The 11,388-nt window shown below is 51.6% G+C and carries 13 protein-coding genes; 8 read left to right on the top strand and 5 right to left on the bottom strand.

The window, feature by feature from the left end; genetic code table 11:
* Nucleotides 1–99 precede the first annotated feature (99 nt).
* Nucleotides 100–444 (bottom strand): hypothetical protein, encoded by a 345-nt coding sequence (locus VLA04_01505; protein ID HSI20372.1) that lies wholly within the window; start codon nucleotides 442–444, stop codon nucleotides 100–102.
* Between the two features lie 131 nt (nucleotides 445–575).
* Between VLA04_01505 and VLA04_01500 the strand changes: the two genes are divergently transcribed.
* The 4 genes from VLA04_01500 (at nucleotide 576) to VLA04_01485 (ending at nucleotide 3,257) form a co-directional block, all read left to right on the top strand.
* Nucleotides 576–908, top strand: coding sequence for a winged helix-turn-helix domain-containing protein (locus VLA04_01500; protein HSI20371.1), 333 nt, complete (start codon nucleotides 576–578; stop codon nucleotides 906–908).
* 31 nt (nucleotides 909–939) lie between these two features.
* Nucleotides 940–1,254 carry a hypothetical protein gene (locus VLA04_01495; protein HSI20370.1) on the top strand — a complete coding sequence of 105 codons (315 nt, stop codon included), beginning with the start codon at nucleotides 940–942 and terminating at the stop codon, nucleotides 1,252–1,254.
* A 120-nt stretch (nucleotides 1,255–1,374) separates the two neighbouring features.
* The gene (locus VLA04_01490) at nucleotides 1,375–2,055 is read left to right on the top strand and encodes a hypothetical protein (protein HSI20369.1); all 681 of its coding nucleotides are present in this window, start codon (nucleotides 1,375–1,377) and stop codon (nucleotides 2,053–2,055) included.
* Between the two features lie 53 nt (nucleotides 2,056–2,108).
* Nucleotides 2,109–3,257 carry a cation:proton antiporter gene (locus VLA04_01485; GenBank protein ID HSI20368.1) on the top strand — a complete coding sequence of 383 codons (1,149 nt, stop codon included), beginning with the start codon at nucleotides 2,109–2,111 and terminating at the stop codon, nucleotides 3,255–3,257.
* 145 nt (nucleotides 3,258–3,402) lie between these two features.
* Here the strand turns inward: VLA04_01485 and VLA04_01480 are convergent, their stop codons facing one another.
* Nucleotides 3,403–3,693, bottom strand: a complete 291-nt coding sequence (locus tag VLA04_01480; GenBank protein ID HSI20367.1) for a hypothetical protein — start codon at nucleotides 3,691–3,693, stop codon at nucleotides 3,403–3,405.
* A gap of 986 nt (nucleotides 3,694–4,679) precedes the next feature.
* On the opposite strand from VLA04_01480, the gene VLA04_01475 reads away from it, so the two are divergent.
* On the top strand, nucleotides 4,680–5,447 hold the full coding sequence (locus VLA04_01475; GenBank protein HSI20366.1) for a helix-turn-helix domain-containing protein: 768 nt from the start codon (nucleotides 4,680–4,682) through the stop codon (nucleotides 5,445–5,447).
* Between the two features lie 31 nt (nucleotides 5,448–5,478).
* On the opposite strand, the gene VLA04_01470 is transcribed toward VLA04_01475, so the two are convergent.
* Nucleotides 5,479–6,069: a YdeI/OmpD-associated family protein gene (locus VLA04_01470; protein ID HSI20365.1), complete on the bottom strand. Its 591-nt coding sequence runs from the start codon at nucleotides 6,067–6,069 to the stop codon at nucleotides 5,479–5,481.
* A gap of 259 nt (nucleotides 6,070–6,328) precedes the next feature.
* Between VLA04_01470 and VLA04_01465 the strand changes: the two genes are divergently transcribed.
* Nucleotides 6,329–7,153: a hypothetical protein gene (locus tag VLA04_01465; protein HSI20364.1), complete on the top strand. Its 825-nt coding sequence runs from the start codon at nucleotides 6,329–6,331 to the stop codon at nucleotides 7,151–7,153.
* A gap of 4 nt (nucleotides 7,154–7,157) precedes the next feature.
* On the top strand, nucleotides 7,158–9,062 hold the full coding sequence (locus VLA04_01460; protein HSI20363.1) for a hypothetical protein: 1,905 nt from the start codon (nucleotides 7,158–7,160) through the stop codon (nucleotides 9,060–9,062).
* Nucleotides 9,063–9,111: 49 nt separating this feature from the next.
* On the opposite strand, the gene VLA04_01455 is transcribed toward VLA04_01460, so the two are convergent.
* Both VLA04_01455 and VLA04_01450 read right to left on the bottom strand, forming a co-directional pair.
* Nucleotides 9,112–9,873 carry a hypothetical protein gene (locus VLA04_01455; GenBank protein HSI20362.1) on the bottom strand — a complete coding sequence of 254 codons (762 nt, stop codon included), beginning with the start codon at nucleotides 9,871–9,873 and terminating at the stop codon, nucleotides 9,112–9,114.
* A 195-nt stretch (nucleotides 9,874–10,068) separates the two neighbouring features.
* A complete protein-coding gene (locus VLA04_01450) occupies nucleotides 10,069–10,479 on the bottom strand; it encodes a hypothetical protein (GenBank protein ID HSI20361.1) in 411 nt (136 codons plus the stop codon).
* Nucleotides 10,480–10,710: 231 nt separating this feature from the next.
* Between VLA04_01450 and VLA04_01445 the strand changes: the two genes are divergently transcribed.
* A complete protein-coding gene (locus tag VLA04_01445; protein HSI20360.1) occupies nucleotides 10,711–11,139 on the top strand; it encodes a hypothetical protein in 429 nt (142 codons plus the stop codon).
* The last annotated feature ends 249 nt before the right edge of the window (nucleotides 11,140–11,388 follow it).

Raw genomic sequence — 11,388 nt, 5'->3', positions numbered from 1 at the left:
CTCCAATAGTTGGCTTAAGAAATAAGCCTTACGTAAGTCTGCGCCAGGCAACCGAAGGATATAAAAAGGCCGTCACCTAGTGACGGCCTGATAGTTCCCCTACGGGACATCGAACGGAACAAACATGTCTCCCGCGCCCCGTTCCCTGGCAACGTTATAGTACTCGCCAAACTTGCCCTCCAGGGGCTCTTCTTTCTGGTTGTAGAGGACAGCGATAGTCTGGGCATCCTCTTTCAAGGGTCCCGTGGTCAGGACAGCATAGTAGATAGTGCGGCCTTGCCGGCAAAACTCTTGTACTATTTGGACTGCCCTGGAAACAACCCCTTCTTCTTCAGCCCGGAATGTGGCGACCGCTGCGGCGGCGCCATCGACACTGGCTATTAGCCGTAAGCTTCCCGACTCTTTGTACGGGATGCAGTAGGTTATCAACGCAAACTCTTCCATCAATTTTCTCCTTCCCGCGTTATACCAGGTACAAAGGGGTTAAGCCATATCCTGTCTCCTGCTTTGTTACCATAAAACGCCGCATTGACTCTTAGTCATTTTGTTATATAGTTAACTAAGTAGTTAACTATATGTCTTCATCCCTTCCCCCTCCAGAACTCGATGTGGTATTTGCTGCCCTTGCCCATACCAAGCGTCGTGACATTCTGCAGACCCTTACCCTGCACCCAGCAACTGTTGGTCAGTTAGCGGAGCTGCATTCCCTCTCGTTGCCCGCAATTCACAAGCACATCCGTGCATTGGAAAGTGCCGGGCTCCTTCAGAGGAAAAAGATTGGGCGCACCAACTTTGTAGCGCTCAACCGGCTTGGCCTTCGCCTCGCGCAGCAATGGCTGGGAAAATTCCAGGCATTTTGGGGTAGCGATTCGGAGACACTGGAGAACTACCTTTCTCACCTTAGCTAACCATAACCCTGCCTTTTGGCAGAAAGGATTCATGAAGAAATTTATCTATTTGTACCACTTGGACAACCCGCGGATGACCCCATCTGAAAATGCTACGGCCAACTGGATGAAGTGGTTTGAGAGCATGGGTGAAAACATTGTAGATGGAGGCAACCCGTTTAACGCTGAGGAAAATTGCCAGGCCCAAATTAAAGACCAGAAAGTGGCAATGGACACCAAAAGCACCACTGGTTATAGCATTGTGAAGGCAACCGACCTAAAGGCGGCTGTAGACATGGCCATGACCTGCCCAATGGCGTATGGGGATGACTCCTGGGTTGAGGTGTATGAGTTGTTGCCAATGTAAGGAAGCACCCGCTTTCTAGAAAAAGACCCCCGTTGGGGGTCTTTTTTTGACTGGCAGATTAAGGGGGTAGAGCAGTCGTATGCGTACTGTATACTTATTGGAGTAATAAGATGGAAAGTAATGAAGTTCGAAGTCCTCACACAACCAACCCCTCCTGAGGTAGAACCGCCCCGCGTAAACCTTGTCGAGAGGGTTGGGAGCATGCCCACTCTCGAGAAGCCTGTCGCCGACTCTGCATACAACTACATGCAGACCATCCAAAAATATGCGGGAACTGAGAATATTGCCGCTTTTTCCCCTGATTTTGAACGCAACCTCCCCATTCTTACTTCAACTGTAAAAGAGGTGGCAGAGCTTTGGGGAGAGAACCCCGGCTCAACTTCTGATATCCACAGCAAGCTTACTGAGTGGGCCAAGCAGCATGGCACGGAGTCTGGCGGCTCATTCTCCCCTGCAGAGTTTATTGATGCCTGGGGAGGCGCCCTGCCTTTGGACCGCCTGTCCCAGTACGACGATGTAACCATCGCAGGCGTTCTTCTGGAGGCTGTCCAGATGGTGGGACAGCCCGGCTCACACAGTTTCTCACCCGAACTCCAAACCGCCCTCCAAAGGGAGGCACAGAGCATTCAGGAGTTCCACGGGCTGGCAGAAGCAGCAAAGCGCGATCTGGAAACAATAAACCACTACGCCGCAGGCGGGTCACCTGAAGTGCAGGAGCTGACTCGAAAGTACCGCGACCGCCATGCTCAGTCAGGTGAGATAAGGGACGCCATCTTCCAGAGATTGCTCAATGTTAACTGATAGATGGTTCAGGTTGGTCTAAGTTAGTCCTCATAACCTGGTATCATGGGCATATGGACGAATCAGGCCACCTCATTCTACAACTCTTCCTCGCTTTCGCCGGGGCTGCGCTCTTAGGAAAACTAGCCAGGAAGCTAGGCATTCCCGCGTTACTAGGAGAAGTGCTCGCCGGTGTTTTCTTAGGCACTTCATTCCTTCACTGGCTGGAACCTGGGCCCTTTCTTGAAACCCTCTCCATCCTAGGGGCGGTCATCCTCCTGTTTACCAGCGGGCTTGAAGTAAGTGGAAAGCAACTCCGAAAGGTGGGCAAGGCAGCGGTGGCTACGGCAGTACTGGGGGTCATCCTACCCTTCTTACTCATCTTATCTGCCTCACTCCTCCTAAAGGTTTCCACACCTGTCGCCCTGTTCTTTGCGGCGGCAGGTGTTGCCACAAGTGTAGGGGTGACGGCGCAACTCCTACGGGATCGAAAGTTGAATGGCAGCCCGATCGCCGCAGTTATCCTAGGGGCTGCGGTACTGGATGACATACTCGGTATCTCAGTCATTGCCATCATTGCCTCATATAGTGAGACCGGCGTGTTCCGCGCTGCGCAACTTGGCCTTATCGCAGCCCAAGTGGTTGGCTTTGGCATCCTTGCGGTACTGCTCCTACCCCGCCTACTGGCGGCGCATGCTGCGCGAGCCAACCTGAACGCACGGGGAACCTTTACTCTCGCCCTTGCCGTTATGCTTGGCCTCTCTGCCCTTTCAACTTATTTTGGCATGGCCGCCATCATTGGGGCCTTCTTTGCAGGAGTTATCTTTGCAGAGAGCCGTGGGCAAGAACAAATCTTGCGCATGACACAGCCCCTCTACCAATTCCTTACCCCGTTTTTCTTTGTGATGATTGGTGTACAGCTAAACCTTTCCACGTTTAACAATCCCCGGACATGGGTACTCGCCCTGGCTGTCACACTACTGGCCATTATTGGAAAAGTACTCGGAGGGTACCTGGCAAACTATAAACAAGGTGCCCGCTATGCCCTGGGCGTTGGTTTTGCAATGGTTCCACGCGGAGAAGTAGGCCTGGTGATTGCAGGCCTCGGGTTAACCCTTGGTGTGATTGGGGATGAGGGAGCTGCCATAATCACCTTTATGGCGTTCATAACCACCCTCATAACCCCACTGATACTACCGAGGATCTTAAGGGGCGCTCAGTAAACAGGCAGCCAACAAAAAAAGAGGATCACTTGGATCCTCTTCTTGAAATCTATTCACCTTTCGACCGGGCCTTTTGGTATCCCCGTGCCAGCCTTGCGGCTGCGCTCCCCTATGTGTTCAGGGTCGATATTGAACTATCGGCTGGTTAGCTGGACCTATAAGGAAGACTGCTGCGAATCTCGCTCAAAGAAAGAGCCTGGTCATCGTCAACACTACTTCCGAGGTAAAGGCCATCCGGATAGTGAACTCCCCAGGAGTACACATTGCCGTTAGCCACTTTAACGCAGTACGTGCACCCAATATCCAGATTAGTCTGAAGATGGGTCACAATCTCAAGGGCGGTGGCACTCAAACCCTCCAGGTCACTGTCCGAAAGAAGTGCCTCAGAAAGCCGACTTTTATTGGGAAAGACAGCACCGTAAATAACAACTTTCATCGAGAATTCTCCTCGGCGTTGGATCGCCACCCTTTCAAAGTACTGAGGTTTCCCTCTAGTTCAGGCTCCATCTAATAGATGAAGCCGGATAAGAAGTGACCGTTCTCGGTCAGCGAGTCTCAGCAACCAGAGTCGGTTAGCGTCAGCCACCTGTGGGTAATTTCACGGACTGGTAAATACTCATGGTATTGCACCGGTGTCCTATTTACCCCCTCGGGACATTTACGGAGAGGAAGATTGTCAGAGCTCCACACGACAACCTCGCTAGAGACTTGTCGTATATTACTCGCCCAACTTCCAGTTACTGCCCCATTTTCGTCCCTATTGGTGCCGCTCAGGCGCTTGTCTTTCCCAAAAGATTGGGCTACGAGCTCCAGGGCCACATAGTAATGACCCTCCGGCACCTGGCTCTTGGACTTGGGAAGGCGTATGCCCCGTATTGGATGTCGGTCCGTTGGACCCACCGCTCCACATGACACAAGTAAGCCTTCTCCAGATCCTCCGGACCAGTTACTGATGCTGAATACTCTCGGGTCGTTACTAATGGACTTGCCCCACACCTGAACAAGGCGGAGGTTCATCTCATCGTAGTTATCTGGGCACCAAAGAGGTTCCCACACCATGCCCTGGCACGTTCCAAAGTCCAGGTGCGACAGCGCTCTTTGCACGTCCCAGAAAGAGCAACAGGTGACGCTCGTCTGGCTAAACCCACCAATGCAAGCATCATGCTTCACTGACAAGAATCCTACTTTCTCTTTTTTGTTATCTTTATATTCCATTTTTATTCGTGCCTCGGAGCCAATCGTTATGAAAAGTTCGATTCGCCGCTTTGGGTTCCCCCTCGCTTTGATGTTGCGAGAATTGTACTCCAGAAACCACTTTTTGTCAACTACCTAAGGTCACTATGTTTTCTATTATGATGTTTAAACCTGATATTTTTACCACATACTGTCGACATTTTTTCGTCAACATGCTATACTATCCATATGAATACCCAGCTTCTGGCCCAACTTGGCTTCAGCGATAAGGAGATCTTGGTCTACCTGGCCATCCTTAAACATGGCAAACTCTCCCCTGCCAATGTGGCCCGCATCACTAAAATGAAGCGGACTACTGCTTACAGCATTGCCGAGGAACTCATTAAAAAGGGCGTAGTAAACGTTGATCTCTCAAGTAAAACCAAAAACCTCCTGGCCCTCCCCCCTGAGGAGCTAGAGAATGTGATCGAAAAAGAAGAGCGGCTACTTGAGCAAAAACGAAAGCTTATCCCGGAAATTGTCCAAGAGCTTAAGGAGTACACCCAGGCAACTCGTTACGTACTGCCAAAGGTAACCTTTATTGGCGAAGAAGAGCTTGAACAGTACCTCCATCGCCAAACCCCCATCTGGAATGCCAGCCTTAAAAAGACTGACCCAATCTGGTGGGGCTTTCAGGATGACTCATTTGTCGAGCACTATGGCAGCTGGATTGAATGGTACTGGAAGGAAGGTACGGAACCTGGCATTTCCCTCCAACTCCTGAGCAACGACTCAGCCACAGAAAAGGAGATGGCCAAAAAGAACTTTGTGAACCGCACCATTAAGTTTTGGGGCGAAACCAGTAACTTTACTGGCACCACCTGGGTTACTGGCAATCACTTGATAATGATTCAAACGGCGGTCCACCCGCATTTCTTAGTTGAAGTTGTGGATTCCACCCTGGCACACAACCAACGGGAAGTGTTTAAGGGTATTTGGAAGGGGCTGCCCAAATAGCCGCTTGCTCAGTAAGCCAAAGAAATAAGGCCTAGTGCAGCTTCTCCCCCGCCTCTAGCATCGCTATCAACTTTTCAATGCGGGCCTGCCGTGTCTCTGGCTTCTTGGCAGTCTGGACACGCCAGAGTATGGCGTAAGTGTTGGCTTTGTTGAGGGTAGAAAAGAATGCTTTGGCTTTTGGGTGCGCATCAAGGGCAAGGCGGAACTCCTCAGGCATCTCCATTGTGCGAGACGAATCGTAGGCCTGGTCCCAACGCCCATCAGCCTTGGCCGCCTCCACCGCTGCAAGGCCTGGCGCCTGCATGAGGCCAGCCGCAGTAAGGCGGGCGATGTTCTCCACGTTAACCTTTGACCAAGTACTCTTTGCCCGCCGCGGCGTGAACTTCTGCAGAAAATACTCGGCATCATACGACTGTTTCTGCCCGTCAATCCAACCAAAGCAGAGGGCCACATCCAGCGCCTCTAAGTAGGAAACAGAGCGTTTCCCAGAAGCTTTCTTGGCGATCTTCAGCCAAAGCCCAGTTGGCTCTGGGTGGTTTTCGTTTAGCCAAGATTCCCAGTCTTTGGGGGTTTCAAAGAGTTTTATTGGTAAGCCGGCCAGAGTTTCTGGTGTGTTCTTCATGGGATTAATCTAGCACATGTATTGGAGTTTAATCAGACAGCCACTTTCTCAAGCCCGGCAAAGTCAACCTTCTTAATGTGAAGCGTAGCCAATTATGGTATAGGTAATAGTGCTCTAGCGACGTGCAATACGGCCAATTACCCAAATCATCAAAAGGAATCGCGTGGAAACCCCAAAAACATTTGGAATAGAATCGAGTCCTTACGTTCGGGTTATTGGTGACAGCACATTTGTTAACTCAGTCGCCTTGTGGCAAAGCTTGGGAGGTAAAGATGAAACCCCAGTAGAGAGCCGCCTCCAGCAAATACTCTTGAACGCCGGAGCGCGGTTTTTTGACGCAAACAACACGGTTCTCGCCAAACCAGTCGTAGGCATTAGTGCGATTGGCGGCATTTCCGTAGTGTTTGATGAAAACACACCAGCGGGACACATTGCCCTTGCCACGGAACCTGGCGCATACCTCACCCCAAGTAATCTGGCGCAGCTTCTGCGACAGGGCATGGGCACCAACGCCATGCCGACGTACATGAATCCAAGTGGCAAGTCCGCAGATGCAATGTATGACGTGAACGTTGAACACCATGGTGTGCCGTCGGTGGCACACGCAGTGCTACTTGGCTTTAGTGTTCTTGGTTTATCGCAGAAGGCCGAAATGGAGTTCGATACCCAACGTGACTTAGTGCACTTGGCGCGCGTAACAAGCGCCCGGACACACGCCATGAACGAGCCTCCCATGGTTGCTTTGGCACCAGAGAACACTGAACTCATAATCGAAGTGCGGAATACCATTGCATCACTCCTGAAACAGGCGGTACGCCCTGAGGCAATGGAGGAGAAGGATTGGCGAGAGGAGCGCAACGGCCTGTGGCCTACATCGCGCGCAACCATACTCGGCCTCAATGGCACGGTTAAAAACTTCAGCAAGCTTATTGCCGCCATACAAGACCCGGGAAAGGAGTCTGAGTACCGACGGTTATTAGGGCTGATCAACACTAGCTTACACGGACTGTTCCCTGAGCTATTTAGGTCAAACCAGGAACTGGGTCACACTCACCCAGCCCACTGGAATGTGCCCGCTAACTAGCACAATGCCAATCCTTGCTTTGACGACAAATGCCGCAAAGATTCGAGAGTACCTCGACCAGTTCGGCGAATATGGGCTCAACGGGGCGATTAAGCAGGGTAGCCCGCCAGATGCGCCCGGTGGGATGAGCGATACTGATATCCTGGAATGGCTATCTGAGAAACAGGGTGCGACATCACCTTACCCTCCTTTCGCATTTCGTGAAGAGAACAACCTTGTTGACCCGGAAACTGGTGCCGTTATCCCCTCGGAAACAGGGACTCGAAAAATTGCACCAGAAAACCACGGAAGGGCTGTTTTCAACGAGGCAACACTAACGCTGTATCGCCTCGTTGATGGTGCACTGTCAAAAAAGGTGTACGTCCAGCGAATCCCGGGTCACATCGATTTACATCGCTACGAAAGCGGCGAGGATATTTTTGGCTGGGACGATGTCTTCGTCCATGCATTCAGCGGGAAAACCTATCAGGAATCAAAGCGTGCTTGGGGCAAGAACTCTGCCCGCTCGCTAGTTCTGGCGCAAGTAATTGCTGACTGCATTCCTTTCGGCCAAGGCCGTGCGCACACCCATGGTGAGCTTAATGAGAACGGGATGGTGGATTTAAACTACTGGAAACGGCACCACAGGCAGCCGATTGATTTCACCAACCCAGCCAAACCCTTTATTGATGCAAACCCGGTCATTCATAACCCGCATGCCAACGAATGGGGGCTGCTGAACCTGATCTCACACTCAGTTAATGATGGATTACACTTTCGCTCTGCCTCCAACCGTCGAGAATGGGTCTACTGGGCGCCGGGCTACAACGCAGGGATTCCCCTGACACCTAAGGAGGACCTGTACGCTGAGTTGGTTTACCTGGTGCATGACCTAACCCACTATGCCTCGCCTGATCTAGCACTAGACGGGAATGACACCCCCCTGAACCGTACGGTGTATATTCTACATCGGATGATGGGCGAAGCCTTTGCTATGGTTATGGCAGATATGATCTTTATGGACTCCATGGTACGGTCAGAAGTCCAAGACTTAAACCATCAGGGACACGGGATTTACCCCCTCTTTCAATCACTCCAGTTTAATCCGGCTCTCTCCCAGCGAGAACGACTAACTCAGCTCCTATGGGCAGCAGTGAGCAGCCTACTCTTGGGAGACGACGCCCCGTACCTTTCTCTCCTACGCAAGGCTGAGGATGGTCAACCAACACAAGGCGCACTCGCAATCTTCGAGGCATTCAAGGTTAAGTACGGAAAATTTGCCCTGGCTGACTTTGACTGGACCAATCAAAACTATGCCAATGCAATGAACCAGCCGGCTCAGTTCGCAGACTGGATACAATGCGTCGGTACGGATGAATTTGCGCGAGCGAAGCTGTCGGTCCTTACACCGTACACGAGGAGTATTGAAACTCGCGTACGGCAGCAGGGTGGCCGACCGACCTCCTTTGCCAGCGTCGCACGCGGCGTCTTTGACGAGATTATGGAACGTACCTTTGCGCCTAAGCTAGAACACGCAGCTCAAGAGGTGTCCACCGAGGTGGCAAACTCACGCGCGTTCCGCCGATACATGATCGGCCAGGCAGCTCTCTTTGCTAAGTACACTCTTCCCTGGGTTGCGGAAGCTGCATCGCGGATCATGGACCAGGTGCGCTCAATTGAGATGTTCTCACAGGGCGACATGCAAAGCATTCGAGACCAATTCAATGCAGTTGTTGACCAACTCCACACTGAACATCACATCACCCAGGATGACAGCCGGGTTTTCAAACATGTGTTTCCAATGGTTCGTCCCGTGTATGTTTCATACCATAGGCCTCGTTACCTAACTATTCCGGAAATGCATGAGGATATTTTTGGGACTCCGGCGGAAGAAGGCCTACCGCTACCAAGTACTGTTACACCCTATTAACTGCATAAAAAAACCGCCGCACATTTTGTGCAGCGGCAAAGGATACTACCTAAGCCAAGAAGGCCAAGGCTCTCTGTAAATACAGGCGGGCAAGCTCCCAATCAATTGGGTCTAGCGCGCTACCACTTGCCCTCAGCCTCCCTTGCGCGTCAATGCTGAAGCGCAAATCAGGGAACGCCTGGCGTATCGGCTCGAGAAGGTGGATGGAAGCAGGGCCAAGGCCTCCTGCAAACACGATTCCCATGTCCGGGAACGAATCCTGCACTGTCTTCGCTAGCGCAATTAAGAGTTGCGCGTCCATTGGAACGCCCTTGCCCACGCTTTGGTCAAGAAGCACCCGGGAGATAATCCCCTCGTATTCCTTGATTCTTGCAGCCATGCCTGCGGGTGAAGATTCAGCATCCAACAGCGCCTGTTTTCCCACTTGAAGGATAATCTCCATTTCTGGAAACTGTTCCTGTACCAGCAGCAGTTCTCCAGGGTCGGGCCAGGTCATATCAAGCTGCAGGCCTGTGATGTTCTTGCCAACATAGCTTAAGGCTGTGGCGAGGGAGTCGGCCAAGCCGGGGCGCGACTTGTAGTCGGCATAGTGCAGGCAGTTGTACGTATCTGGAGAGGCAAAGATACTTGCTATCGTTTCTTTGGCCGGGAAGGCTTTTGCCCACTCCGTAGGAAGCCCGTGGAGCGTCCTGTGGCTCATCATCACTCCCACATGGAGAAGGTAGTCGGAGTCAGGCGGCACAATACGTTGCATCGCCTGAACTTGGTCAAAATCTGTGAAGTCGGTAATGCCAATGTACGGTTTTGTCATGATTCCTTAGTTCTCTATACCAAAATAGCTTGCTCATGGGTAGGAATGAGGGAATTGTTGCCATAAAGAAAAGCAGATACCCGAAGGTACCTGCTAATCGAATTGGCATTTGGCAGTGCCCGCCCCATCAACTATCCATTGCTGGTTGGTTCAGTCGATTCCGCGTTCAACTGAAAAAACGTTATTGCCGTTCGCCTACGCCTCGGGTGTGGCCGAGCCTTGCTTGCGTGCGTGGAATTCGGCCAGGCAAGCCGAAACGAGTTCGTCGGACGGGATGACATCCCTGGGGATGATCCGTTCGTCTACCAGCTTGGCATTGCGGACGAGCATGTCGAGCGAAGGCGCTCCATCAATGACCCGGTCCAGATTGAACTCGCCAACCCCTCCGAAGCCACTCACCTGCATCACGTCGCCGAAAGCCGTTCCAGTGAGCTCTTGAGCAACTTCGATGGCCTTGGGATCCAGCTTACTTTCCCCGTCCACCGGTGGTAGGGCGAATAGGTTTCTGGCGACCGCCTCGATGAAGGCGAGGCCAACACCCTTATCTGGCAAATAGCCGCTTAGGAATGTTGCGAGGATGGCCGACCCGGCCTGAATCGTTGGCATATTGTTTATCATACAGCTCCTCTTGTAGGCATTTCACCTAACAAAGCGGGGTCAATCTATCAGGAAAAGAGGAAAATGTCAATGACATAATGGGCTCCTGTAAGTAAGAATCACTCTATTCTGATTATTTGATCCTGAGAAGGCTTGGGCAGTACGCGACAGAGTAAGTACTGGTTATCGAGACATCCTAGATTATATTCTCTAAACTAAGGGCAAGTAGCGATTAATCCCATGAGCCGAGAGTTTCCCAGCTTTAACCCTTCCACTCCAGATAAAGAGCCCGAACCACGTCCCGTAGAGGAAGGGCCTTCAAGTACCCCTTTGCGAACAGCCTATGAGGTGGGCGTAGAGAGACTTACTAATGAAGAGCTCATTACAGAGGCGAGGCAAGGAGCCAAGACCGTCCTCGGGGAGTTGCTTGATACTGAATTTGAATCAGAAAAAGGAGCTGAATATTTAGAGAGCAAGATAGGAATCGCGCGCGCATCAGTACTGGAAAGCCTGAAAGATCTGCCCAGGGACAATGCGGCTTCCCCTATTAACCCGCGCTTTGAAGAGAAGCTTGATTCTGTAATTCAAGAGGAGCTAGTGAACCTAGAGAAAGCACGTTCAGCCCGGTTTCTGAGCCTGGTACGGAGAATCTTTTCTAAGAGGAAGTAATCATATGGGCGGGTCAAAGAAAAAAGAGCCCAGAGGGCTCTTTTTTCTTTAGCTGGCGGTGCGGGAGGAGTTTCGAAAACTATTATGAAAGGGAGTACTTTATAAAGCCTTCCCCCTGGCTCTTTTGTGCCAAATGTTCTTTGCGAGCTTCAAACTCTAACCGCTCACACTCTTCTAGCCCTTTTTCCTTAAGGAAGGCGACCTTTTTCGCCTGAAAGTCTGGAGCACTATTGGGATGCGTATCTATCC

Source organism: Verrucomicrobiia bacterium (genome assembly GCA_035460805.1).
Taxonomy (GTDB): Bacteria; Patescibacteriota; UBA1384; order CAILIB01; family CAILIB01; genus DATHWI01.
Note: the sequence above shows the minus strand (reverse complement) of the source record. Positions and strands in the feature narration are given on the sequence as shown.

Excerpts from the sequence above, each read along its gene's own strand:
- VLA04_01505 (HSI20372.1), bottom strand. The coding sequence starts at position 444 with ATGGAAGAGTTTGCGTTGATAACCTACTGCATCCCGTACAAAGAGTCG.
- VLA04_01500 (HSI20371.1), top strand. The coding sequence starts at position 576 with ATGTCTTCATCCCTTCCCCCTCCAGAACTCGATGTGGTATTTGCTGCC.
- VLA04_01495 (HSI20370.1), top strand. The coding sequence starts at position 940 with ATGAAGAAATTTATCTATTTGTACCACTTGGACAACCCGCGGATGACC.
- VLA04_01490 (HSI20369.1), top strand. The coding sequence starts at position 1,375 with ATGAAGTTCGAAGTCCTCACACAACCAACCCCTCCTGAGGTAGAACCG.
- VLA04_01485 (HSI20368.1), top strand. The coding sequence starts at position 2,109 with ATGGACGAATCAGGCCACCTCATTCTACAACTCTTCCTCGCTTTCGCC.
- VLA04_01480 (HSI20367.1), bottom strand. The coding sequence starts at position 3,693 with ATGAAAGTTGTTATTTACGGTGCTGTCTTTCCCAATAAAAGTCGGCTT.
- VLA04_01475 (HSI20366.1), top strand. The coding sequence starts at position 4,680 with ATGAATACCCAGCTTCTGGCCCAACTTGGCTTCAGCGATAAGGAGATC.
- VLA04_01470 (HSI20365.1), bottom strand. The coding sequence starts at position 6,069 with ATGAAGAACACACCAGAAACTCTGGCCGGCTTACCAATAAAACTCTTT.
- VLA04_01460 (HSI20363.1), top strand. The coding sequence starts at position 7,158 with ATGCCAATCCTTGCTTTGACGACAAATGCCGCAAAGATTCGAGAGTAC.
- VLA04_01455 (HSI20362.1), bottom strand. The coding sequence starts at position 9,873 with ATGACAAAACCGTACATTGGCATTACCGACTTCACAGATTTTGACCAA.
- VLA04_01450 (HSI20361.1), bottom strand. The coding sequence starts at position 10,479 with ATGCCAACGATTCAGGCCGGGTCGGCCATCCTCGCAACATTCCTAAGC.
- VLA04_01445 (HSI20360.1), top strand. The coding sequence starts at position 10,711 with ATGAGCCGAGAGTTTCCCAGCTTTAACCCTTCCACTCCAGATAAAGAG.